A 23,421-nucleotide genomic window follows, 5' to 3' on the forward strand; every position below is an offset into this window, starting at 1 on the left:
TTAAATAAAAAATTGGCTAACTTGGTAGAAGATGAATGTCAGTATATAGGCAGCAATTAAAGGATAGGCTACTGCGAATATTGTCCATTTTAAGGCATAGGTTTCCTTACGAATGGTTGCTACAGTCGATAAACAAGGTATGTACAATAGGATAAATATCATAAAGGCATAGGCTGATAATGGCGTAAATTGATCTTGAACGATATTTACTAATCCGGCTTCATCTGAAGCATAAATAATAGCCATCGAACTAACTATGACTTCTTTAGCTAAGAACCCTGGAACAAGCGTCGCGCCTGCTTGCCAAGTTCCGAATCCTAAAGGTGCAACTAAAACTACAAAGAAACTTCCGATAGAATGTAAAAAGCTGTCGTTTACATCTACGTTGAAACCACCTGGTCCTGTATAATTTAAAAGCCAAATAACTACTGAACCTGCAAAGATGAAAGTTCCTGCTTTTTTAACAAATCCTTTTGCTTTTTCCCAAGTACTTCTCCAAAGTGTTTTGATAGAAGGTAAACGATATGTCGGTAATTCCACGATAAATACTGAATCATCATTTTTCAGCACAGTTTTAGTCAGTAATACACTTGTTAATAATGCGATGACAATGCCAAGTACATAAAGACTTAACACAATGAGCGCTTGATTTTGCTCGAAGAAAACACCAACAAATAATGCATACACAGGTAGTCTTGCAGAACATGACATAAACGGTGCAATTAAAATTGTTGTAAGACGTTCTTTCTCACTTTCAATACTACGTGCAGCCATAATACTAGGCACGTTACACCCGAAACCAATAATCATAGGAATAAAGGATTTACCACTTAAGCCAAAGGTTTCCATAATTCTATCCATCAATATAGCTATACGTGCCATGTAACCTGAATCTTCTAGTAAAGAAATAAAGAAGAAGAGTACGATAATCTGAGGGACGAATACTAATACACCTCCAACACCTGCAATCACTCCGTCAGTAATTAAATCTTGTAAGAAAGCTACAACACCAAGGTTATCCATGACTGACTTAACGGTATCGGTAAATGTGCCACCAAGAAATTCATCAAGCTGATCAGATAATGGTGTACCTATCCATGTAAATGTAATGTGGAATATGAGCCACATGATACCTAAAAAGATAGGGATACCTAATATTCTATGTGTTAGCAATTTATCTATACGATTAGAAAGATATTGTTGTTCTTCATCAGGATATTCAATCACCCCGTCTAATAATTGAGCTATGTAGTCGCTACGTTTACGTTGTACTAATTCACGAATAGAACAGTCTAGTAAATCAGATAATGTTTCACGTAAAGGGATGATTTTTTCTAACACGATTTCATCGAGTAATTCATGAATTTTAGGATTGTCTAAAAGGAATTGTATAGCGATAAATCTGAAAAGCTGTTTATCGAAAGAAGTGTGTTCAGATAAATATTTTTCAATACGAGATATTGTATCTTCAAATTTTTCGCCATAATTTATTCGTAAAGGTCTAGATTTTGATAATGAATGGTCTTTAAGCGCATGTAATAAATGAGTCGTACCTTTACCACTTCTCGCTATTATAGGTAATAAGGGTAGTTTTAATTTCTTCATTAGAGCAGTCTGATTAATACGAATACCACGTTTTGTGGCTACATCTATCATATTTAAGCCGATAATAATGGGTGCCCCTAATTCCATTAATTGAACTGTTAATTGTAAATTTCGTTTGAGTTGGCTTGCATCTATGATATTGATCATACCTGAGAAGTCATTGTTTAATAAGTAGTCGGTCACTACAGTTTCATCTTTAGAAATAGGTGACAGTTCGTATATACCAGGTAAATCTATAAGGCTTCCAGCGTTCTCTTTTAGACGGCCGACCTTCTTCTCAACGGTAACGCCGCTCCAGTTGCCTACATATTCGTAAGTGCCAGTTAATGCATTAAATAATGAGGTCTTACCTACATTAGGATTTCCTAGGATACAATAGCTATTATTCATGTGCTTCCTCTAAAAAAATCTGACATGCATCACAACCACGTATACTTAAACATTGGTCATTAACTTCTAAAATACAAGGCCCTTTGAATAAACATTTTTGCTTAATTTTCACGTCCGTCCCATTATTTAAGCCTAACGCATTTAAACGTTGTAACATATGTTGGTTTTTAATATGTAGAGCTTTAATTTTATAACGTTTTTCCAAAGTGGCTGTCTCGATATTTAGCATAGTCATCACTCTTTCTTAATTGTAAATAATAATCATTGTCAATTATACAACTAAGTTTTGTACGATAAAAGCGTTTTAAATATTAATTTTGTGGACATTTTGTTAAAAGACATTGCAATGCTCATAGATTTCATTAAACTTATAATAAAATCTATCTGAAATATATATTAACCTTGAATTTAGGGTATAGATAAGTGAGCAAAAATATTGTATATTTACACGATAGGTATTACACTCGAATCAAACTTGAAATGAAGCGGTCCAGTTTTTTAGATATTTTGATTCGTAAATATAGTTTTTAATACATAAAAATAAAGACACCAAGACGATTTGTTTTCAATCCATCAGTAGCAATATATAAATAGTTTATATGCATTAAGGGTTTGTAAAATGCGCATAATGTAGGAGGGATTCAAATGGTTATTCGTGAAAATAAACGTATCAAAGTCAAAAGATTGAATGAAACACGTTCTAGTGGTATTTCTGTGATGATTGAGGAAGGCGGATTGGGAGCCGATCAATATTATCAAATAGAAAAGCAAAACACGGAAACTTCAGAAGAGCATTTACACCAATTTGAAAATGAAGTTCGTGAAAAGAGTGACATTGAACTTATAGATTTATTAGTTGTAAATGCAAAAGAAAATACAAATACAGATTATAATGAAGCGTTGCAAGTAATTCAAGAAGAGATACTGGATCGCATGAAATAGTGATTAAATTCATACAATTGAATAATAAAATGAGCATATGAAGGCTATTGATAGGGGGGTAATTAGAACTATATCAGTAGCCTTTTTAGTATGATAGGCTGTCTAAAGTACGTCTAGAATATTAAAAATGATTAGAAATACCAATGAGAACATAAAAAAGGAACGGGAATACGAAATCAAAAGTTGAAATTTGATTTCGTATTCTCGCTCCCATCAGACTGCTACTGTGTAATTGTTAGTTGGTACTTTTTGTGCACGCTTTCCGAGGACACAGCCTTAGCCTGTAGTCTTCGGCTGATGCTTTCCTCACAGGAGGCGGTCCAAATCACTGGCATTTTTAAAACAATGAACAAACATTTAAAGTTATATAGTAACCCAAAGTACAACTTTTTGAGTTCTTTACACATTGGGTTTGTTTACGTTCTGTTACAACATCATATATTTGTATTTTTGTTAACCATTTAATTCTAATGGATTAGGTCCAATTCTCTTATTTTCGTTTAATGCATCAATACGTTCCATTTGATTAGTTGATAATGAGAAATCAAAGATATTAATGTTTTCTTCTATTCTATGAGGTGTAATTGATTTTGGAATTGTTACGACACCATGTTCAATATTCCATCTAATAACAACTTGTGCTGGAGATTTTCCAATTTCTTCTGCAATCGTATTGATTGTTTCATCTGTTAAAATCTCCGCGTTCATTAGTGGAGACCATGACTCCATGTATATAGATTCAGTATCTAGGTAAGTTCTTAATTCTTGTTGTGTAAAGTAGGGATGAAATTCGACTTGATTGATGACAGGTTTAATAGAAGTTTCTGATTTTAACACTTCTAAATGCTTAATATTGAAGTTACTTACACCAATATTTTTAACTTTGCCTGATTCGTATAAAGCTTCCATACCTTTCCAAGTTTCAATCATGACAGACTCATCTGTACCCGGCCAATGAATAAGGTAAAGATCTAAGTAGTCTAGATCTAAGTTATCTATAGAAGTTTGATATCCTTGTTCTACATTGTCTTTGCCAAAGCTATCAAACCAAAGTTTTGAGGTAATAAATAAATCTTTTCTTTGAATACCGGCTGTAGCCATACCTTCTTGTATACCACGGCCCACCATTTCTTCGTTTCCGTAAACTAATGCGGCATCAATACTGCGATAGCCGTTAATAATTGCATGCTTCACTGCATCTTTTGCAGTGTCATCATTTTCTACTCTAAAAACACCTAAACCAAGTTGAGGCATAGTATTACCATTATGAAAATCAATATATTGCATAGTTATTCTCCTTTTACTGTGTTTGATTTCAAAATATTTTCAAACAATGTTTATATTAGTTATATTACCGATGATTAAGTAAAAATGTAAGTACGCACTTTAAAGTAACCTAGGTATCTATTTTATGAATAATCATATTTTTAATTGATTTTTAAGATTGCTGTGATTATAATATAGGTATAAAAAATGTTACCATTTAGTTCACCAAACCCTCACTATTGCCTATAATAGTGAGGGCTTTTTATGGTGTGGCTTACGTTATCGCCTATTGTTTTTCGCCACGATTACGAAGCCATTGCGTAAACATGGCAATGATGCAACCACTGATGATTGTGGCTAAGACATTTATAAAAAATGCTACCATTATTCAGATCACCTCCTCTCAACGTCTAAATTGACTCCTGAGAGATAGGCGACATCCATATTATATACTAGAAATGCTGTGCTTTTATCATATGTTTGAGCTTGTCACTTTATCTTCAAATATTTCCTCAATTATACAAATTACAACAAATATCATTCTCAATTTATTTAATTTCTTCTTAAAACAACATGTACATTGTATTCGAAAATCATTATACTTAAGAACATGTTTATTTTTAAAACAACAAGGAGTTAGACAAAATGAGTATCATTAAAAGAGTATTTCGGAAAGAAGATTTATCCCGTTATCAAAATAAAGATTCAAATTTGGAACGTACACTTCGTGTGAGAGACTTTTTAGCATTAGGTGTCGGAACGATTGTATCGACTGCTATTTTCACATTACCAGGTGTTGTTGCTGCAGATCATACTGGACCAGCTGTAACACTTTCATTTTTAGTATCAGCTATAGTAGCGGCACTCGTTGCTTTTGTATATGCAGAGATGGCTTCAGTGATGCCATTTGCAGGTTCGGCTTATACTTGGATTAGTATATTATTCGGAGAGTTTTTTGGTTGGATAGTAGGATGGGCGCTCATTGCAGAGTATATTATTGCAGTTTCTTTTGTAGCGTCAGGTTTTTCAGCCAATTTAAGAGGGCTTTTAGACCCCTTCCATATATCATTGCCAAACGGATTATCCAATTCACTTGGAACTAACGGTGGCATAATGGATATTATTGCAGCAATTGTAATTATTATCACAGCACTCTTGTTAGCGAGAGGTGCATCAGAAACAGCACGCGTACAAAATATACTTGTTGTGTTAAAAATATTAGCGATTTTCTTATTTCTTATTGTAGGTTTATCAGTTATTAATCTTGGAAACTACATACCGTTTATTCCTGAATATAAAGAAACAGCAGCAGGTGCCTTTGGTGGTTGGCAAGGTATTTACGCAGGAAGTTCGGTTATTTTCATTGCTTATATCGGTTTTGATTCTATTGCAGCTAATTCTGGAGAAGCAATTAACCCACAGAAAACAATGCCTCGAGGTATCTTAGGATCACTACTTATTGCAGTTGGATTATTTGTTGCTGTATCACTCGTATTAGTAGGTATGTTTGATTACTCAGCATACAAAGATAACGCAGAACCAGTAGGTTGGGCATTACGTATGAGTGGACACGGCACAGTTGCTGTTATTGTACAGGCTGTCTCAGTTATAGGTATGTTTACGGCACTTATTGGTATGATGCTTGCCGGTTCACGTTTACTTTATTCATTTGGCCGTGATGGCATTCTTCCGTCTTGGTTAGGGAAGTTAAATACCAAGAATCAACCTAATCGTTCTTTAGTCATACTAACAATTGTGGCAGTCATTATCGGATCTGTATTTCCATTTGGATTTTTAGCGGAATTGATTTCAGCAGGCGCGCTCGTCGCATTCATGTTTGTGACAATTGGAATTTATGCATTACGCAAAAGAGAAGGTAAAGATTTACCAGAACCAGCATTTAAATTACCATTTTATCCTGTTATGCCGATATTTATATTTATCTGTGTATTTGCAGTGTTTTGGGGATTAAGCGGACAAGCTAAATTCTATACATTGATTTGGTTTATTATTGGTATTGTATATTATTTATTTTATGCCATTAAGATGAATGGTCAGCAGAAATAGATAACTAATTATTGGTAAATGTGTAAATACATATTATACCTTTAGGCTTTATAAAATACATGAAAACCCCTTTCACTAGTAGCTAAAGTGAAGGGGGTTTTATCAGTTTTTGATATCATATCCTAAATTGTGTTTGTGAAATAAACTGCAACACTTTTTAAGTTGTTCTGAATATATTCGTTTTATATCCACCAACTTCTAAATCGATTGAGAACATGTAGCCTGCCGTGGGTTCTTGGTGTCTTTCATACTCATTCAATGGTGCTAATGCCGTAGTCATAAATAGAGTTTTTAAATTTTCTCCACCGAATGCACAAGATGTAACGGTAGAAGTTGGTAAAGTAATACTGTCTATCCATTTTTTCTGGAAAGGGTCGATCTTTGCTACTACACCACCTTTGAATAAAGCAATATACAACATGCCTTGTTGATCAATTGTCATGCCGTCGGGTAATCCATCTGATTCTTCAAAAGTATAAACAGTCTCTTCATTTGAAATTTGACCAGTTTTTGAATCATAATTAAATTGACTCACGGATTGGTTAGCAGAATCGATATAATACATAATGTCTCGAACAGGGTCCCAATCAAGTCCATTAGAAAGTGTTACTTTCTCTTTTGCTGTTTCAATATTAGAAAAATCCTTTTCTACGCGATAAAGCTTAGCGATTTGTCCATGAAATTCAGTTTGAGTGCTATCTTGGCTTTCTTTAAATAATCTAAAGTCATCGTTAACTGTCCCTGCCCAAAGTCTGCCTTGAGGATCACACTTAGCATCGTTTAAAAGTATTTTGTTATTTAAATCCATTGGTGTAAAAATCTCTTTTAACGTTTCTTTTTTTAAATCATACAGATAAAATCCATCTTTCATAATCACTATAAGTTCATTCTGTGAATATTTTGCAAGTGACATTGGAGATTTTTCAAGTTGGTAAAAAGTATATTGATTAGTTTGAGGATAATAAGCGCGTATTTTATTTTCTACATTGTCTATCCAAAATAAACATTGATTTTCATCGTCCCACAAAGGACCTTCTCCAAAAGTTGATTGTACGCTTTCTTGTAGTAATTTAGCTTGCATGATGTTCCTCCTAATTTTTTCTATAAAAGTGTCTTATAGGAAAAGCACCTTATAGTAAACAGATTGTTGATGAATGAAATTACCTAAAAGGTTTCTAATCTCATACTATCAATATTTAATCTTGAATTACCAATATTGCTAAGTAACAAATAGCAATTTATAATTTAATTAATAAAGATAAAGAACTCATACTTAAGCGTGTTTTGGTTTTATAAAAGGTGGATGGTGAATTTATATGACTAATAAAGACAAAAAAAGAAAATTTGATAAAGAAGATAAATTTAGCATTATGACTATTATCCTAGATGTATTACTCTCAATAATTAGAGGTATAATTACTGTGATAAGAAACATATTTTCATAACAATAACCGATAAAAAGCGCTTAACAGTTTGTTCTCTGTTAAGCGCTTTTAACTTTTTTATTTTAATGATTCATAGTTATCTTTCTTTTTCTTATTCATAGCTTTAACAAAAATAGGATAAAAAAGTAATAAAAAAATGACTAACATTTTAGGTAACATATGTGACTTCCTCCTTTGATTTCATGTAATATACAAAAATTCTTAACTAATAAATACATTTATGATAAGCATAGCTAGACCAAAGTAAATATAAAGCGGTTTAACTTTATTTTTTTCTAATAGAGAAAGTTGAATCATTGCTATTCCTAATAATATTAAAGTTCCTTCAAAATTTGACAGTTCAATAATTTTCAAAAGCCCTATGACTGCAAATATAATTAATAAAACACTATTTAACATTAAAAACATAGCAGTTATTTTCTTCTTTAATCCTTCCGACTCGTTACGATCTATGAATAAAAACCACAAACTTATGGCAATACCATAAACCAGTGAAAGTATTGCTATCATATTTTTAATCTCCTTATCTACATTTATTATATTATCCATCATCATTCTTTTTTATTTTTAAAAAGACAAAGCAATAATAGATAGAAATTACCCAGGAAATACTTACAAATATAAGTACTATATAGTCTTTATCTGCAATGCATTTGGGCACAGCAATAGCTACTAAAATAGTAAATAAAATAATGGCTATGACAGTTGTTAACTCAATTATTTTCATTTTATATAATCTCCTTGACGCTTTTAACTATTCTCCGAATTATTACGCTTTTTTGGAGCGACGATATCACTTAAGATACCGATAGCAGCAAAACTTAATACGAATGCTAGTGACCAACCTGCAGAAATCCAGTCAGTCGACAGTAATAATATGCCGTAAACGATGGCGTAGATAATTAGCCCTATATGTATGTAAAACCTTAATTTATTTTTATTCATATGTTAAAACCTCTCCACAATATGCTATGTAATTTAGTATCCCAGTAAATGACTGTTTAAAACACTTTATATTTAAATTAACACATATTATTTCAACTTTATACTTTATTTTGAATATATCTTTGAAAATTTAAAGTATTATAAAAATAAAAGGGATTAGTTACTAATAGTCTTTTTTCTTTACGAAAAATTCAATTTGGCTGTTGCTAATGACTTTCAGTTATCCGTTTCATGATAATTTTAAATTATTCTAAATAACATAGCCGTATACATACTTTATTGGAAAAACAATCAGCTATTCTTCTATTATTCGTAACTTTTCTTAAATTCGCACAAATCTTTGTATTAATTATGTAAACGATTACAAATATAATGGGAACAAATCAATTTTAATAGGAGGATATAAGTTATGGATAGTTGGTTAGATTTAGAAAGCAAAATTATAATTGTTACAGGTGGGAGTTCAGGTATAGGAAACGAAATCGTTAATAACTTATTAGATAATGGTGCAATAGTTTATAATGCAGATTTGAAAAATAGTGAAGTAAATAACGGAAATTACAACTTTTTACAAGTAGATGTAACAAATCGAGACATCGTACAAGATGCTGTAGATGAAGTTTATTCAAAAGAAGGTAAGATAGATGTTTTAATCAACAATGCGGGGATTAATTTACCACGTATGCTAGTTGATGAGAAAGAAGAGCATCCTGAATATGAAATCAATAACAAAGATTTGGACTTTATGTTTGATGTGAACCTAAAAGGGCCTATCTGGTTCAGCCAGGCAGTTGCTAAATATTTTATTAAACAAAACCAAGGACACATTATTAATATTTCCAGTGAGGCAGGTCAAGAAGGTTCTGAGGGACAAAGTATTTATTCAGCAACTAAAGCTGCATTAATTGGTTTGACCAGAAGTTGGGCTAAGGAATTAGGTAAATACAATGTTAGTGTTGTTGCTATTGCACCAGGAATAATTGAAGAAACTGGATTACGTACCTCACAATATGAAGAAGCATTAGCGTATAGTCGAAATACAACTGTAGATCAATTAAATGGGGATTATTCTAAATCCATTCCTCTAAAAAGAGTGGGGCAATTGAAAGAAATTGCTAATTTAGTATGTTATTTGAGTTCAAGTAAATCAAGTTATATAACTGGTACAACAATTAACATTTCAGGTGGTAAATCCAGAGGATAACCCCATAAGATAGGGGGAAATTATGAAATTAAGTGAGAAACATATAAAAATAGTTGAATTACTGCTCAATGATAGTATTTCTCTTGAGAAATTATCATTTAATATAGAAGTTTCAGAAAAAACTATTTTAAATTATATAAAACAAATTAATCATTACTTTGATGATTTGGTTGTCATATCTAAATATCATAGAACTCTAACTCTTTATATCAAAAAAGAACAAGCTTTTTTTAATCACTTTGAAGATTTAGTAAGAAACACTGAAGAAAATAACTTCTCCAATTATAACGCAATGGTCGATATATTTTTTCAAATATTAAAAAATGATCCTATTACTATTGATGATCTTGCAGAGTATTATTTTATGAGTAAAACGAGCGTGAATAATTTATTGAGTAATCTAAAAACAGAAATTGATGAATACGATGTTTCAGTCATAGGTAAACCCAACGTAGGATTATCTATCGGTGGGTTTGAGTATGATATTCGAAAATTAATTATTGAGAAATTCATAGATCGGTATAACAATACTGAAATAGAGTATGAATTATTTATACATTTAACTAAACTTCGCGAGACGTTAAAGCTTGATGAACAATCTTATACGCGTTTTCTTGTTTCGATAATGGTGACAATAGAGCGGATAGAAGAAAGCGAACTCATAGATGATGATATCACTTTAGACAATCATATTTTCTCTTCAAATGACTATAAAGAAATACTTTTTATTCGAGATTATTTGAATGAAAAATATACAAATATTGATGTAGATAAAGAGATGATTTTAATCGTCATACAATTAATGGGACGACGTGCCTCTATATTAGATGAATTAATTTCATCCACAGATGAAGCACTAATTAATCGTATTATTTCAAACACAGTAGATGACGTTATTGAAAATTTTGCAATAGAAATAGATTATTCGTTATTTACCAAAGATATACGGTTACATATAAAACATTTAATTAACCGTATGCTTTTTGACATTAGACTTAATAACGAAATTTCTTATGATATGAAACAACGTTTTCCCTTTGCTTATGAATTGTCAAAAGTATTAGGTGAGAATATCACGAAAGAGATTGGTTTGGATGTTTCAGAACAAGAATTAGGATTCTTAACCATTTATTTTAGTATTTATTTGGAGCAATTAGAACAAGAATTAAATGAAATTTCCAATATTGCAATTTTGACAGATTATGGATTAAGTACCATTAAACTGTTAAAGAATAATTTGTTTAAAGTTTTTGGACCGAACATCAATATTACTACGATTGAAAAGGCAGAATTTAATGAACATGTAGTAAATGATTATGAACTAATTATATCAACGACCAAAGAAAACCGACTTTTCAATAGAGTTATTTATATAGAAGATGCATTTGATGAACAATTATTAAAACTCAAAGTAGAACAATTTTTAATATATAAAGATTTAAAAAGTAAAACCATTTTTAACAAAAGTGTCATTGTTGACTGCATGACTGATAAAGATTTGCATTATATAAATGACCTACTTAGTTATGAAGAAGTAATTGGAAAAATGGTAGATATTTTATATCACGAAAGTAAAGTTGATGAGACTTTCAAAGCACATATTATCGAAAGAGAAAAAAGAAAATCTACAGTTAATAAAAGTCTAGGATTCCCACATGCCAGTCAAAATCGAGAAGGTATATATATTAAAATCGCAATTTTAGAAAAAGGGTGTATCGATTATCCTGAATTAAAAATTGTCGTGCTTATAGCTACTCCTGAAAGAGTTGTAAATGAAGCATTATTAATTCGAACATATGAAGAAATATTGAATTTATCAACAAATGCATTTTTAATTAATAAGTTTTCCCAGAAAACTACCTTTGCTGATTTTGCACAATTATTAAATCAAGAAATGAGGAATTAAGTTATGTTTTTCATCATACTCATCGTATTAGCTGCAGTTGGTTTTGTTGTTCAATATTTATTGGGGCTTTTACAGATAAAAAATTTCACGAAAAATTATACAGATTTACGTAGTAATGGCCGCGTAGCGATTGGGAGAAGACCCTCAATATTTAAAGCAGGAACATTAGTGTTGTTTCAATTAAACGGGAAAAATGAAGTTGAAGAAGCCCGTTACATGCAAGGGGTAACAGTATTTTCTAAATTTCGTAAGCTAGAAGGGTTAGAAGGTTTTAAATTAAATAAAGTTACTGATAAAGATTTAAAAAAATACAATAAATTACTAGTTAAAGCAATATTAGATGCTCAACACACACTCAATATTATTGATAAGGGTGGAGAAATTGAAAAAATTCCATCGCCTTTGATGAAAGCAGTTAAAAAGGTAAATAAATTATTTAAAAATGAAAGGGGTATGAAACATGGATTACATCGTTAAATTCGCAGAAGGCTTTATAAAATTATTCCAAACGGGAGCCGATACATTTATTGATTGGATGGGGACAATAGTTCCCTTAGTACTTATGTTATTAATAGCTATGAATACGCTAATTCAACTTATAGGTGAAGACCGTATTAATATTATTGCACAAAAATCAGCACGTAATCCTTTTATGAGATATTTAGTTTTACCATTTTTAGGATCATTTATGTTAGCAAATCCAATGGTTCATTCATTAGGAAGATTTATGCCAGAAAAATACAAGCCGAGTTATTATGCATCTGCAGCACAGTTTGCGCATACAAGTAATGGGATATTTCCACATATAAACCCAGCTGAATTATTTATTTTTTTAGGTATTGCAAACGGAATACAACAATTAGGTTTACCAACAGCTGACTTAGCAGTGCGTTACTTATTAGTAGGTTTAGTAATGAACTTTATTGGTGGTTGGATTACTGACTTCACAACAAGTTACGTAGAAAAACAACAAAAAGTTAAACTAAGTAAAGAAATCAATTTGGAAGGTTGAGGTGAAAAAAATGAGTAAACAAGTAGAAATTGTAAAGGGCTCTGGAGGATTTGGTGGTCCGTTAAAAATTGGTGTAACAGGCAAAAAGAATAAATTAGTTTATATAACTGGTGGCCATAAACCTGCAGTTGTTGATAAAATTGCTGATATTACAGGAGCAGAGGTCATTAACGGTTTTGAGACATCAGTGCCAGACGAAGAAATAATGGCAACTGTTATAGATTGTGGTGGGACACTAAGATGTGGTATTTATCCTAAAAAAGGAATACCTACTATCAATATTATGGCTACAGGTAAGAGTGGACCTTTACGTCAATATATTACGGAAGATATTTATGTTTCTAAAGTAGATGAAGGACAAGTATCAGAAGTATCAGAAACAGAAGAAGCGTTTTTGCGTGCTAGTTCAACTCAAGAAGAGAATACATCATCTGAAAAGGTAGATGGGACTTATTCTAAAGATAAAAAAATTATGGAAACACGTGAAGGAGAAGTAAACAAGTCATTCTTAACTAAAATTGGTTTGGGTGCAGGTAAGGTTATAAACACTTTTTACCAAGCTGCACGTGATGCTGTAGATACAATGCTACATACCATACTTCCATTTATGGGATTCGTAGCGTTATTGATTGGTATTATTCAAGGATCTGGTATCGGTGACCTTTTCGCACAAATTATGTCACCTCTTGCTGGAAATATATGGGGGCTGTTAGCTATAGGATTCATTTGTTCATTGCCATTCTTAAGTCCATTACTTGGACCAGGCGGGGTTATTGGACAAGTATTAGGTACACTAATAGGTGTGGAAATTGGTAAGGGCAATATTCCACCTAACTTAGCCTTACCAGCTTTGTTTGCAATTAATACACAAAATGGCGCTGATTTTATCCCTGTAGGTTTAGGATTAGCAGAAGCGGAAACAAAAACGATTGAAGTAGGCGTTCCATCTGTTTTATATTCAAGGTTCTTGAACGGTATGCCTCGTGTATTTGTAGCTTGGCTCGCAAGTTTTGGTCTATATAAATAAAATTAAGAAAGGATTTTAAAATTGTATAAAACGTTAGTAAAAAAAATTGGGCAAGATGCTGGAGCATTTGAAGAAGAAAAAATGATTATATTATTTGGAGACAATGCCCCTAAAGAATTAGCGGATTACTGCTACATTATTGAAGTACAATCTGTTGAAGATAGTATTACTGAGGAGCAAAATTTTTATATTGATAATACAGCATTTGATATTACCAAAGTAGGTTCAGCAGTTAATAAAAATTTAAATGATTTAGGTCACATTACGATAAAATTTGATGGTAGCACAGTGGAAGAACAATCTGGCACATTATATATTGAAGATAAGGATATTCCAATCATTAAAGAAGGTTCAAAGATAGTAATAGAGTAATTCCAATTAATTCCCGGGAAATAATCTACTTATTAATAGTTTTGATTATATTAACTTTAAGTATATCTAAAAAATTAAAATATTAATGTAATGAAAAAGATTATACCCACGAAAAATATGCACAAATTAATCTAGACAGACTAAGGTAGCTCATAGAGTTACCTTTTTATTTGGATTTGTGACTCAAGTCGATATAAATATTATCGTTTTCATTTATAAACCGATACAATTATCTTAATTATGGTTAAAGGGGAATTTATAATGGATATTAAACTGGTTGTTGCGGACATGGATGGCACATTTTTAAATAATGATAGTCAATTTAATAGTGAATCGTTCCAATTATTAAAAGAGAATTGCGAGAAACACAATATTCGGTTTGTATTTTGTACGGGGAAACAGTGTGAGCGTGTCGAGAGTATTATTGGGGATTTAGCACAAAATACGTTTATCGTAGGAGATAGCGCAACAAGAATTAAATTTAACGGTGATTTTATTTATAATGCCACGATTGAAAATAAGAAAGCTAAAGAAATTATACAAGTGATCAAAGATATTGATCCAACGCAAACGGTACTTGCATGCACCGCATCAGGCGCGTATGTCTTACAAGACACACTAGAATCAGAGAAGAAATTGGTACATGGATCGTTCCAAAATGTAATTTATATTAATAATTATGACGAAATTGAAGAAGATATTTTAAAAATTTCTGTGCATGATGCAACAGGTAAGTGTAAAGAGACTGCTAATCAAATTAAACACTATGAGTCGGAGGTTTATATCATCGCATCTGATGAAGAATGGATTGATATTGCAGATTTGGGAGTTAACAAGGGAACGACAATTAACCGAATTCAAAGTTTACTGCAAATCAGCCCTTCAGAAACTATTGCATTTGGCGATGGATTAAATGATATTGATTTATTTAAAGCAGCGAAATATAAAGTGGCCATGGATAATGCTTACCCAGAGTTGAAAGCAGAGGCCAATTTAATAGCAATAAATAATAATGCTGATGGCGTAGTACAAACATTGAATTTATTATTAAATTTTAAATAATAAAAATATATAATAGTTTTTAACATTAAGTAGTTAATTCTGTGATATTATCTATCTAGTGCATATGTTTTTTTAAACATATGAATTATATAAGATGGAGGCATAGAACATCATGAGTACGAAGCAACAATCGGGCAACAAATTAATTTTAGCTATTGTATTAAGTGTATTAACGTATTGGCTGTTTGCTCAATCGTTTATAAATATATCTACCCCAGTGCAACAAACATATCAAACAACGTCTGGTATTATTAATTTGTCAGTGAGTATTACATCTTTCGCAACTGGTATCTTTATGGTAGGCGCAGGTGATGTGTCAGACAAAATAGGAAGACTCAAAATGACCTATTTGGGTATCATTTTAAGTATTATCGCCTCGTTATTAATCATTATTTCGGATATTACGGCACTACTTATTATAGGAAGAATCATTCAAGGTATATCAGCAGCCATACTCTTACCTGCAACAGTAGGTGTGCTGAAAGATCAATTTGAAGGCAAGGATTTACGTAAAGCGATTAGTTACTTAATGATCGGGACTGTTGGAGGCGTAGGTATTGCTTCATTGGTTGGTGGATTTATCGCTACATATATCAATTGGCAGTCTAACTTCATCTTGTCTATTATCATCGCTATCCTAGCATTTGTGCTATTACTTGGCACGAAAGAAGAAGCTAAGGAAGTTATCGATAATCGACCATTCGACTATATAGGTATGTTAATCTTTGCTGTTTTAATAGGAAGTATCACCTTATTTGCAACGCAAGGCTTTGAACAAGGCTGGACGAGTCCTTTTTCAATTATTTGTGGTAGTGTATTTATTATTTCTATAATTGTATTTTACTTTTTTGAACGTCGAAAGCGCGCCCCATTTATTGATTTTGCATTATTCCGTAACCGTGGGCTCGTTGGGTCTTCTTTGGTTAACTTTGTACTTAATACAGGTATAGGGGTAACAACAGTATTTAATATGTATGCTCAGACAGAATTGGGCTTAACGCCGTTTCAATCAGGTTTAGTGACAGTGCCGTATGTCATCATGGCAGTGTTAATGGTTCGCTTAGGGGAAAAAATATCACTGCGTCATGGCGGTAAACCAATGTTACTTGTAGGACCATTATTTCCTGCAATAGGCATTATTTTCGCCAGTTTAACCGTATTGCCATCTGACTGGTATATTGCATCTGTAACATTTGGTTTTGTTATTTTTGCTATTGGCAACGGTTTATGTGCGACACCTGGTTTAACTGTAGCTATTTTAACGATTCCAGATGAAAAAATTGGCCTAGCTTCAGGTCTGTATAAAATGACTTCTTCACTTGGTGGGGCGTTTGGCATTGCAATGAATACGACAATATTTGCTGCGGTACAAGTGACACATAGTGCAAGCGTGGCAGCGACTTGGTCTTTCATGGCTAGTATCATGTTAATGATTATTGGTGTGATTTTAGCGCAGATCATTATACCAAAAAATATAAAAGCTTAAACACTACGAGAAAAAGCCAGTTGCTGCTATGCAACTGGCTTTTGACATTGTATTTTATAATTGGTTACCTTCATTAGGAATAGGGTAATCCTTGAAAATTTTGGCTAAGTGCATTGTATTATAGGCGAGCATTTCAACGTGTTTTTTGGTAAATTCATTTACGTGCTCGATGTCTAAATAAGAAGGGCCTGGACCAGCTTCGCCAACCCAATAAGCGTCAACATTTGGAGGTACTGTTAAGCCAATATGAGATAGGGCGTATAGGATTGAGGCAGCTGCATTTTTTGCGCCATCTTCGTTACCAGTAACAATGGCACCACCCACTTTATTATAAAAAAAGGATTGACCACGCTCGTTGGTTAAACTTGTGCTACCATAAAGGCGTTCAATGGCAAGCGTTGCGATACTACTTTTTTCACCTAGCCATAAAGGCGTACCAATAATTAATATATCTGCGTTTTTAATTTTTTCTAAAATGAGAGGCCATTCGTCTCCGTTGCCCATATCATCAGAAATGCCATAAGAAATATTATAATCACTTAATCGAATCATCTCACTCGTTACATTTTCTTTATGATAGATGTCAGTGACTTCTTTCGCTAACCCTTCTGTATTGGATAGTTCATCACCATGTTTTAGAGATGCATTTAAAATAATTGCTTTCAAGGTCATAACTTAGCCTCCATTTTTATATTTTCGTCTTGAACATGAGCTAGAAGTAATAACACATTTTCTTGGAGTAGGACTAATTGTTATATAAAAATGGGTTATAAAATTTTTTAGAGCTTTGTTCAGCATCTTTTTCACAATAATACCAATTTTTACAGTCATAATTGGAATCTTTCATTCGTTTTTTAGCATCTTCAAGCGTTTCTGGTGGGGCAGCTAATAAATTATCTCCCTTTTTCCAATTAGCAGGTGTGTTATCTCCTGTTTCATCAGAAATCTTAATCGCTCTAGTAACACGTAAGAGTTCATCGATATTACGACCGGTAGTCATTGGATAGTAAATCATAGCACGGACCACAGCATCGTCATCGATAATAAATACTGCTCTTGAGCTTTCGGTATTATGCGATTCAGGCGCCAACATACCATAGGTTTCTGATATTACCTTGTTGGAATCTGAAATAAGTGGGAACTCAATTTGCACATCAAAAGACTCTTCGATACTGTTTAACCATGCCACATGTGAGGCAAGGCTATCTACACTTAAACCAACCAGTTTCACACCTAAATCTTGAAATTCCGAATATTGATTTTGTAACGCTACAAACTCCGAAGTACAAACTGGCGTAAAATCAGCTGGATGAGCAAATAAAAGCACCCAGTCATTTTTATAATCATCTAAAGTTATTTCCCCTTGTGTGGATTGACCTTTAAAAAATGGGGCTTTTTCTCCAATGCGTGGTAGACGTTGTGTTTCGGAATGTAAATCTGAATTAAGTGGCATGTACATCACCTACAGTAGAAGGATGGTTGAAAAATTTCACTTGCATTTTATTTATATTCAAATTAAATAATGGCGTAGTTTGATTACCAACAATTTTGAATTCTGTCTTAAGATAAGAATTATTTTGAGCAAAAGAATATTTCACTATATATTTGTCGCCATCTTTAAAATACTCGTATTTGTAAAAAGTAGTTACTAAACGTGTGAGTTTTTTTAAGTATTTATCTTTTATATAACGGTTTACACCAAGATGTCCTGTTTTTATATATAGTTTTTTTCTTAAAAGAGATAAATCTTTAGGGCATAATAAACTACAAAATAACTCTGGGTCTTTTTTAATAATACTTTTTATAAAATCTTCTATACATTGTTCTATTTTCATAATTATCACACCTAAACTTTGAATTTTATATCTTAGCTTTGGAATTGAAAATTTAAAACTGTAATGGAAATTGTTAAAAAGGGCGTTTATACAAAATAATATATTGAGTCGTTTGTGTATTAGACATGAATTTAAAAAGTTATATTGAAGGTTGAGAAAAATTACTGCTATGGTGTATATATTCCACAATTTTAATATATTAAACTTTTTACAATAAATATGTATTATATTTATTGTTTTGTGTAACAAATAAAAATATCTCCCCAATTCTATTTGAATTGAGGAGACATTCATAGTCGTATTAATTTTTTTTTGTTTAAGGTTTTAAAATCACTTTAATATTATTATCTTTTTTCTGGTCGAATATTTCATAAGCTTCTGCCGCTTTATCTAATGGCATCGTATGTGTAAGAATGTCAGTTGGATCAAATGTACCTTCACGAATCATCTCATATAATTTCGGCATAAGATGAATCACAGGTGCTTGACCGGTCTTAACTTGGACATTACGGTTAAAAATCAGATTTAGTGGGAAATCATCGGCTGGTGTTGCGTAGATACCTGTTAATTGAATTGTACCGAATTTACTTACAGCTTCTGCCGCAGTATCAATGGGACTGATTGTGCCGCGTTGTGCAGAATCTGGACTCAAGTCACGTTCAGATGCTTTGACTTGGCCATCCATGCCTACGCAATCGATCACAATATCCGCACCACCATGTGTAGTATCACGCAGTAACTTACCGATTTCTTTTTCTTTATCAAAATTATAGGTTTCGACTTGGTTATATTCCTTGGCATGTTGCAGTCTGTGCTCAATATTATCTACAGCGATGACAAGTTTTGCACCTTTAAGTTTTGCGAATTTTTGTGCCATAAGGCCAATTGGACCACAACCTAAGATGACAACTGTATCACCTGATTTAACGCCAGAATGCTCTACACTCCAATATGCAGTAGGTGCGACATCAGATAAAAATAAAACATCTTCATCTTTCATATCATTGTCTGGAACAATAAAAGAAGAAAAGTCTGCGTAAGGGACTCTTAAATACTCAGCTTGGCCGCCCCAATGGTTACCATGCATACTGCCGAAACCAAACAAACCACCATTATCCATTTGCCAATTGGCTTGCTCTTGATTTGAATTATCACACTGCGATTCCATTTCGTGATTACAATAGTAACAATCACCACAGCCTATATTAAAAGGAATCACTACACGATCACCTTTTTTGAGTTTTTTAACGTCTTTACCAACTTCTTCAACGATACCCATAGGTTCATGACCAATGACAAATCCTGGGTCCATCATTAAATCACCTTGATGATATAAGTGTAAATCAGAACCACAGATGCCGGATGCCGTTATTTTAATAATAGCGTCTGTTGAATCTTCAATCTTTGGGTCGCTGACTTGCTTAACTTCCATTTGTTTTTGACCTTGAAAAGTAACAGCTTTCATAAATAACGCCTCACAATTTTTATAGAATTTCTCGTGATCAAGTGGCATAAATATAATCTGTTTCTTTCAATATATTCCCGTCGCCTATATGACTAAACTTTATGGACTTGTAAATTGAAATATAGTTCCATATAAAAAGCTTAATAGTACGTGTTTATGACCCAGTGATATCAATGTAAGTTTATAGACTCAAGAGCATAGAAAAATGAGCGTTACTAACATTGAAATGAAATATTAGTGATTTGGTATTATTGGTACAAGTAGATGTGAATCATAGTCGCCACCTGTATAAATGTTGTGTGTACCTTGATTGACTGTTTCGGTATGTTCATAACGTGTTTTAAGGCCAGGTGTGCTATTCCCTTTAACGACTTCACTTGCTTTGATGACAACTTGAATACTTTCGCCTTTTTTGAACAATGTACCGGATGGCAATATTTCAATTTCTACTGGCACAATTTCATCGCCATTAAGTTTACGTTCGCTTTCATGTGTATGCCAAGGTTGTAGTAGTGTAGATTTCGTATTATCTCGTTCACGATGAGAAACACGTAGCCAACCCGTTGCGACTTGACCATGTTCAATATGATTAAAGTCTGGGAAGTTAACTTCTTCGCCTTGACGATTCACTTTTTTAATCCCAGCAAATAGATCCATATCATCTGCGTTATCTGCAGATACCCATAATTTTAATTTCATATTACCTGTAAGTTCAGTATCTTCTTCAAATATTTTGTTGAACCTTACTTCGTCGTTGTCTGCTACTTCACTATTATACGAAATTTTTGCAACGTCTTTAACTTTTGACGTATTTAATGTCATATTATGTCCATCTAAGTATAAAGGCGTTGCTACTGTATTTGGAAGCGGATAGTTGGATGCTGATTTGGTTTGACCTTGATAAAATTTATCTCTGACTTCATAAGATACAGTTGGTGTATCTTGCCAATCATTTTTAATACCTTTTAAATAGTAATCAAAGAAGTCTTTTTGTTGTTCAAGTGATTCACGTGCATAATATGTTTCCCATTCTTTACGTCCGTGAATTTTAAGCCATTTGTCTTTGGAACTTGCTTGTTTAAATCCTTCGAATGTACCTCTGTTATGCAATCCTTGTGTAGACCAACTTGCACAAACAAACATAGGTACTTGAATCGCTGATAAATTGGCTTGCTTTCCTTTCCAATAATCATCAAATAATGGATGGTTTTGTTGTACAGCTTTTAAATCTTCAATATCTGTGTCTGGCCATCTTGCGATAATACCTTCATACCAAAATCTATAAAAACCAGTATCAGGCATACCACCATGGAACGCTATTTCACGATACATATCGTTTAAGCCCTCCCAAGGAATCATCGCTTTTAAATGTGTTGGATTTAATGAAGCGACCCACCATTGTGTAACAGCTAAATAAGAAACACCATTTGTACCTACATTGCCATTACTCCATGATTGTTTGCCAGCCCATTCGATTACTTCGGCATAGTCTTTTGCTTCTGCTAGACCCCAAGGATATAAAGCACCCTTAGATTTCGCACTGCCACGTAATGCAACTTTCACCACGACGTAATCATTTGGTACCCAGAAACCAGGGTCAGGGGACTCTTCCGGCGTTATACTTGAAGTTGGAATGTGACCTAGTGTTGGCCATAATGCGCCCATGTTCGTAATTTTAGGTTTGTTATCTTTACCGTATGTGTCTGCGGACATTACTACAGGAAATTGACCTGATTTATTAGGACGGATGACATTAACATATAGCTCTGCACCGTCTGACATTGGAACGATGATATCTTTTTCCATAATCATTTCTTGATTACCATATTGGATGCTATCGACTACGATATGGTTTGTACCTTCTGTAATATCTTCCATAGGTGTAGCTGTTAATTTTGGATTACCTAACATTTGTTTAGTCATAAATCATCATATCCTTTCTTGTATAAGGTAATACTTGTTTTTGAATACACGCTTACCCTAAACTTAAAATAATCGACAAACAACAAGCAGGGATGTGCTTTGTGTACGAAACTCAACAGTCTTTGTAGGATTGTCTATTAACGAGAAACAAATGGAGGTGTGATACGTAAATGACTCAAGATCGTAGAGTAAGAAAATCACAGCAAGCGATAAAATCATCATTTTTACAATTATTGAAAGAAGTACGTTTTGAAGCTATCACGGTGCAACAACTTGCAGATTTAGCAGATATTAACCGTGGCACATTTTATGCGTATTATGTAGATAAATATGATTTATTAGAAAGTATGGAAAATGAAAAAATAGATGCCCTTCAAACATTTATTGAAAATCAACACAATAGTGATGGAGAAGAGGCACCATCAAACGTGGTGGAAAGTATTATGTCTTATCTAGTTGAGCACATAGATGACAATATAAATTTCTATCAAACGATGTTTGCGATTGGTAAAGCGTCTATGCTGCAAAAAAAATTATATAGACTTATTTATAATCATTTAAGTGCATATAAAGGGGAAGACAACAAAATTGGTAATATGCCATTTGATTATTTTATGAGTTATGTGTCAGGCGCAGGAATTTCAATATTAAAACATTGGGTTGAAGATGAGCACAGAATTACAAAAGAAGAATTTGTTCAGCATTTCTATAATATTGTGACTGTAGGAACTATTGGGATCGTAAAGCAGTCTATGTAAGGTGAACCGGCAGTGGTTAGTTGGAGCTATACGTGTGATTGAAGCGGGAAAAGATGGATATAAACGGCTATGCATGGAATGAACATGAAAAGCGTTTGAAGTGAGAATATAAAGTTAATATCCCGTCTCAGGATAAAATGAAAATAATAGATGTTATTGATAAAAGAATAGAGTTCGAAAAAGTCGAATTAAGAGGTAAGTAATTTTGCTTCTCGTGTTTATACGCAAGCGATTGCTACAGGGCAGGGGCATGGGATTATGTATTCTGACTAAGCTATCAAAGTTGTGAATTTAAAAATAATGATTTTATAGTAAACATTCTGATCATTTAATAAGTGCTAATATTACCTGCATATGTATCTTAAAAGTCATTGTATTTTAGAGATAGTTAAGTAAAAGGTTATTTACTTTTTATATATCATGTTTTTATGAAAAACAAAAACACATACAAAATATGTATGTGTTTTGATCGTGTGTATTAAATGGTTTTCTATTTAACTAATTTTAAAGATACATTAATTAACAGCCATATGAATTGTACAATAAATGGTATTACTAATAATCCAATAAGTAGCCAGAAAAATGAGTACACTTCTTTGTTATTAGCGTCGGATAATCCGTTGGACCAAGAATATAGTGACAATCCCAATATCACTAGAAGCCAAAATAAAGTTGCTACCGACCACAATATCCAAGAAAGTTTCATAATAA

25 protein-coding genes are annotated in these 23,421 nt (G+C 32.8%); 11 read left to right on the forward strand and 14 right to left on the reverse strand.

Features of this window, described 5'->3' with window-relative positions; genetic code table 11:
• Complete coding sequence (gene feoB / locus AST02_RS08475; RefSeq protein ID WP_069817354.1) at positions 1-1,995, reverse strand: ferrous iron transport protein B; 1,995 nt, start codon at positions 1,993-1,995, stop codon at positions 1-3.
• Complete coding sequence (locus AST02_RS08480) at positions 1,988-2,224, reverse strand: FeoA family protein (protein ID WP_069817356.1); 237 nt, start codon at positions 2,222-2,224, stop codon at positions 1,988-1,990. Before AST02_RS08480 ends, feoB begins: the two co-directional genes overlap by 8 nt.
• A 416-nt stretch (positions 2,225-2,640) precedes the next feature.
• On the opposite strand from AST02_RS08480, the gene AST02_RS08485 reads away from it, so the two are divergent.
• A complete protein-coding gene (locus AST02_RS08485) occupies positions 2,641-2,937 on the forward strand; it encodes a hypothetical protein (protein WP_069817358.1) in 297 nt (98 codons plus the stop codon).
• Positions 2,938-3,390: 453 nt separating this feature from the next.
• Here the strand turns inward: AST02_RS08485 and AST02_RS08490 are convergent, their stop codons facing one another.
• Together AST02_RS08490 and AST02_RS14225 are read right to left on the reverse strand one after the other, a co-directional pair.
• Positions 3,391-4,224 (reverse strand): aldo/keto reductase, encoded by an 834-nt coding sequence (locus AST02_RS08490; RefSeq protein WP_069817360.1) that lies wholly within the window; start codon positions 4,222-4,224, stop codon positions 3,391-3,393.
• Between the two features lie 265 nt (positions 4,225-4,489).
• On the reverse strand, positions 4,490-4,588 hold the full coding sequence (locus AST02_RS14225) for a type I toxin-antitoxin system Fst family toxin (protein ID WP_141714367.1): 99 nt from the start codon (positions 4,586-4,588) through the stop codon (positions 4,490-4,492).
• Positions 4,589-4,848: 260 nt separating this feature from the next.
• Here AST02_RS14225 and AST02_RS08495 point away from each other — a divergent pair, with 260 nt between their 5' ends.
• On the forward strand, positions 4,849-6,270 hold the full coding sequence (locus AST02_RS08495) for an APC family permease (RefSeq protein ID WP_069817362.1): 1,422 nt from the start codon (positions 4,849-4,851) through the stop codon (positions 6,268-6,270).
• A 157-nt stretch (positions 6,271-6,427) separates the two neighbouring features.
• Here the strand turns inward: AST02_RS08495 and AST02_RS08500 are convergent, their stop codons facing one another.
• The 4 genes from AST02_RS08500 to AST02_RS08515 form a co-directional block, all read right to left on the reverse strand.
• Positions 6,428-7,351 carry an SMP-30/gluconolactonase/LRE family protein gene (locus tag AST02_RS08500; RefSeq protein WP_069817364.1) on the reverse strand — a complete coding sequence of 308 codons (924 nt, stop codon included), beginning with the start codon at positions 7,349-7,351 and terminating at the stop codon, positions 6,428-6,430.
• A 565-nt stretch (positions 7,352-7,916) separates the two neighbouring features.
• A complete protein-coding gene (locus AST02_RS08505; RefSeq protein ID WP_069817366.1) occupies positions 7,917-8,225 on the reverse strand; it encodes a hypothetical protein in 309 nt (102 codons plus the stop codon).
• Positions 8,226-8,256: 31 nt separating this feature from the next.
• Positions 8,257-8,442, reverse strand: coding sequence for a hypothetical protein (locus AST02_RS08510; RefSeq protein ID WP_069817369.1), 186 nt, complete (start codon positions 8,440-8,442; stop codon positions 8,257-8,259).
• Between the two features lie 23 nt (positions 8,443-8,465).
• Positions 8,466-8,660, reverse strand: coding sequence for a hypothetical protein (locus AST02_RS08515; protein ID WP_069817371.1), 195 nt, complete (start codon positions 8,658-8,660; stop codon positions 8,466-8,468).
• Positions 8,661-9,069: 409 nt separating this feature from the next.
• Between AST02_RS08515 and AST02_RS08520 the strand changes: the two genes are divergently transcribed.
• From AST02_RS08520 to AST02_RS08555, 8 genes are all read left to right on the forward strand, one after another.
• A complete protein-coding gene (locus tag AST02_RS08520) occupies positions 9,070-9,864 on the forward strand; it encodes an SDR family oxidoreductase (protein WP_069817373.1) in 795 nt (264 codons plus the stop codon).
• A 22-nt stretch (positions 9,865-9,886) separates the two neighbouring features.
• Positions 9,887-11,770, forward strand: coding sequence for a BglG family transcription antiterminator (locus AST02_RS08525; protein WP_069817374.1), 1,884 nt, complete (start codon positions 9,887-9,889; stop codon positions 11,768-11,770).
• 3 nt (positions 11,771-11,773) lie between these two features.
• On the forward strand, positions 11,774-12,247 hold the full coding sequence (locus AST02_RS08530) for a transcriptional regulator GutM (RefSeq protein ID WP_069817375.1): 474 nt from the start codon (positions 11,774-11,776) through the stop codon (positions 12,245-12,247).
• Positions 12,231-12,782: a PTS glucitol/sorbitol transporter subunit IIC gene (gene srlA / locus AST02_RS08535; protein WP_002506182.1), complete on the forward strand. Its 552-nt coding sequence runs from the start codon at positions 12,231-12,233 to the stop codon at positions 12,780-12,782. The genes AST02_RS08530 and srlA overlap by 17 nt, the downstream gene beginning before the upstream one ends.
• 10 nt (positions 12,783-12,792) lie before the next feature.
• Positions 12,793-13,809 carry a PTS glucitol/sorbitol transporter subunit IIB gene (gene srlE, locus AST02_RS08540; protein ID WP_069817376.1) on the forward strand — a complete coding sequence of 339 codons (1,017 nt, stop codon included), beginning with the start codon at positions 12,793-12,795 and terminating at the stop codon, positions 13,807-13,809.
• Between the two features lie 21 nt (positions 13,810-13,830).
• The gene (locus tag AST02_RS08545; RefSeq protein WP_069817377.1) at positions 13,831-14,181 is read left to right on the forward strand and encodes a PTS glucitol/sorbitol transporter subunit IIA; all 351 of its coding nucleotides are present in this window, start codon (positions 13,831-13,833) and stop codon (positions 14,179-14,181) included.
• Between the two features lie 261 nt (positions 14,182-14,442).
• Positions 14,443-15,243 (forward strand): Cof-type HAD-IIB family hydrolase, encoded by an 801-nt coding sequence (locus AST02_RS08550; RefSeq protein WP_069817378.1) that lies wholly within the window; start codon positions 14,443-14,445, stop codon positions 15,241-15,243.
• 109 nt (positions 15,244-15,352) lie between these two features.
• Positions 15,353-16,729: an MFS transporter gene (locus AST02_RS08555; protein ID WP_370736930.1), complete on the forward strand. Its 1,377-nt coding sequence runs from the start codon at positions 15,353-15,355 to the stop codon at positions 16,727-16,729.
• A gap of 54 nt (positions 16,730-16,783) precedes the next feature.
• On the opposite strand, the gene AST02_RS08560 is transcribed toward AST02_RS08555, so the two are convergent.
• The 5 genes from AST02_RS08560 to AST02_RS08580 form a co-directional block, all read right to left on the reverse strand.
• Positions 16,784-17,401 (reverse strand): flavodoxin family protein, encoded by a 618-nt coding sequence (locus AST02_RS08560; RefSeq protein ID WP_069817381.1) that lies wholly within the window; start codon positions 17,399-17,401, stop codon positions 16,784-16,786.
• A 73-nt stretch (positions 17,402-17,474) separates the two neighbouring features.
• Entirely contained in the window at positions 17,475-18,182 is a 708-nt protein-coding gene (locus tag AST02_RS08565; RefSeq protein WP_069817382.1) for a peroxiredoxin, read from the reverse strand.
• Positions 18,172-18,564, reverse strand: coding sequence for a hypothetical protein (locus AST02_RS08570; RefSeq protein ID WP_069817384.1), 393 nt, complete (start codon positions 18,562-18,564; stop codon positions 18,172-18,174). Before AST02_RS08570 ends, AST02_RS08565 begins: the two co-directional genes overlap by 11 nt.
• A gap of 316 nt (positions 18,565-18,880) precedes the next feature.
• A complete protein-coding gene (locus tag AST02_RS08575) occupies positions 18,881-20,029 on the reverse strand; it encodes an alcohol dehydrogenase catalytic domain-containing protein (protein WP_069817386.1) in 1,149 nt (382 codons plus the stop codon).
• 234 nt (positions 20,030-20,263) lie between these two features.
• Positions 20,264-21,952 carry a CocE/NonD family hydrolase gene (locus AST02_RS08580; RefSeq protein WP_069817388.1) on the reverse strand — a complete coding sequence of 563 codons (1,689 nt, stop codon included), beginning with the start codon at positions 21,950-21,952 and terminating at the stop codon, positions 20,264-20,266.
• Positions 21,953-22,122: 170 nt separating this feature from the next.
• Here AST02_RS08580 and AST02_RS08585 point away from each other — a divergent pair, with 170 nt between their 5' ends.
• On the forward strand, positions 22,123-22,710 hold the full coding sequence (locus tag AST02_RS08585; protein WP_069817390.1) for a TetR/AcrR family transcriptional regulator: 588 nt from the start codon (positions 22,123-22,125) through the stop codon (positions 22,708-22,710).
• Between the two features lie 490 nt (positions 22,711-23,200).
• Here the strand turns inward: AST02_RS08585 and AST02_RS08590 are convergent, their stop codons facing one another.
• On the reverse strand, positions 23,201-23,416 hold the full coding sequence (locus tag AST02_RS08590) for a hypothetical protein (RefSeq protein WP_069817392.1): 216 nt from the start codon (positions 23,414-23,416) through the stop codon (positions 23,201-23,203).
• Between the last annotated feature and the right edge of the window lie 5 nt (positions 23,417-23,421).

The sequence above is a fragment of the Staphylococcus equorum genome (genome assembly GCF_001747895.1).
In the GTDB taxonomy this organism is placed as follows: domain Bacteria; phylum Bacillota; class Bacilli; order Staphylococcales; family Staphylococcaceae; genus Staphylococcus; species Staphylococcus equorum_A.

Bases quoted from the DNA above. Each gene is read 5' to 3' on its own strand.
- feoB (WP_069817354.1), bottom strand. From the start codon at position 1,995: ATGAATAATAGCTATTGTATCCTAGGAAATCCTAATGTAGGTAAGACC.
- AST02_RS08520 (WP_069817373.1), top strand. From the start codon at position 9,070: ATGGATAGTTGGTTAGATTTAGAAAGCAAAATTATAATTGTTACAGGT.
- AST02_RS08570 (WP_069817384.1), bottom strand. From the start codon at position 18,564: ATGAAAATAGAACAATGTATAGAAGATTTTATAAAAAGTATTATTAAA.
- AST02_RS08580 (WP_069817388.1), bottom strand. From the start codon at position 21,952: ATGACTAAACAAATGTTAGGTAATCCAAAATTAACAGCTACACCTATG.
- AST02_RS08590 (WP_069817392.1), bottom strand. From the start codon at position 23,416: ATGAAACTTTCTTGGATATTGTGGTCGGTAGCAACTTTATTTTGGCTT.
- srlE (WP_069817376.1), top strand. From the start codon at position 12,793: ATGAGTAAACAAGTAGAAATTGTAAAGGGCTCTGGAGGATTTGGTGGT.
- AST02_RS08560 (WP_069817381.1), bottom strand. From the start codon at position 17,401: ATGACCTTGAAAGCAATTATTTTAAATGCATCTCTAAAACATGGTGAT.
- AST02_RS08480 (WP_069817356.1), bottom strand. From the start codon at position 2,224: ATGCTAAATATCGAGACAGCCACTTTGGAAAAACGTTATAAAATTAAA.
- AST02_RS14225 (WP_141714367.1), bottom strand. From the start codon at position 4,588: ATGGTAGCATTTTTTATAAATGTCTTAGCCACAATCATCAGTGGTTGC.
- AST02_RS08530 (WP_069817375.1), top strand. From the start codon at position 11,774: ATGTTTTTCATCATACTCATCGTATTAGCTGCAGTTGGTTTTGTTGTT.
- AST02_RS08585 (WP_069817390.1), top strand. From the start codon at position 22,123: ATGACTCAAGATCGTAGAGTAAGAAAATCACAGCAAGCGATAAAATCA.
- srlA (WP_002506182.1), top strand. From the start codon at position 12,231: ATGGATTACATCGTTAAATTCGCAGAAGGCTTTATAAAATTATTCCAA.
- AST02_RS08575 (WP_069817386.1), bottom strand. From the start codon at position 20,029: ATGAAAGCTGTTACTTTTCAAGGTCAAAAACAAATGGAAGTTAAGCAA.
- AST02_RS08550 (WP_069817378.1), top strand. From the start codon at position 14,443: ATGGATATTAAACTGGTTGTTGCGGACATGGATGGCACATTTTTAAAT.
- AST02_RS08565 (WP_069817382.1), bottom strand. From the start codon at position 18,182: ATGCCACTTAATTCAGATTTACATTCCGAAACACAACGTCTACCACGC.
- AST02_RS08495 (WP_069817362.1), top strand. From the start codon at position 4,849: ATGAGTATCATTAAAAGAGTATTTCGGAAAGAAGATTTATCCCGTTAT.
- AST02_RS08510 (WP_069817369.1), bottom strand. From the start codon at position 8,442: ATGAAAATAATTGAGTTAACAACTGTCATAGCCATTATTTTATTTACT.
- AST02_RS08515 (WP_069817371.1), bottom strand. From the start codon at position 8,660: ATGAATAAAAATAAATTAAGGTTTTACATACATATAGGGCTAATTATC.
- AST02_RS08525 (WP_069817374.1), top strand. From the start codon at position 9,887: ATGAAATTAAGTGAGAAACATATAAAAATAGTTGAATTACTGCTCAAT.
- AST02_RS08500 (WP_069817364.1), bottom strand. From the start codon at position 7,351: ATGCAAGCTAAATTACTACAAGAAAGCGTACAATCAACTTTTGGAGAA.
- AST02_RS08505 (WP_069817366.1), bottom strand. From the start codon at position 8,225: ATGATAGCAATACTTTCACTGGTTTATGGTATTGCCATAAGTTTGTGG.
- AST02_RS08485 (WP_069817358.1), top strand. From the start codon at position 2,641: ATGGTTATTCGTGAAAATAAACGTATCAAAGTCAAAAGATTGAATGAA.
- AST02_RS08490 (WP_069817360.1), bottom strand. From the start codon at position 4,224: ATGCAATATATTGATTTTCATAATGGTAATACTATGCCTCAACTTGGT.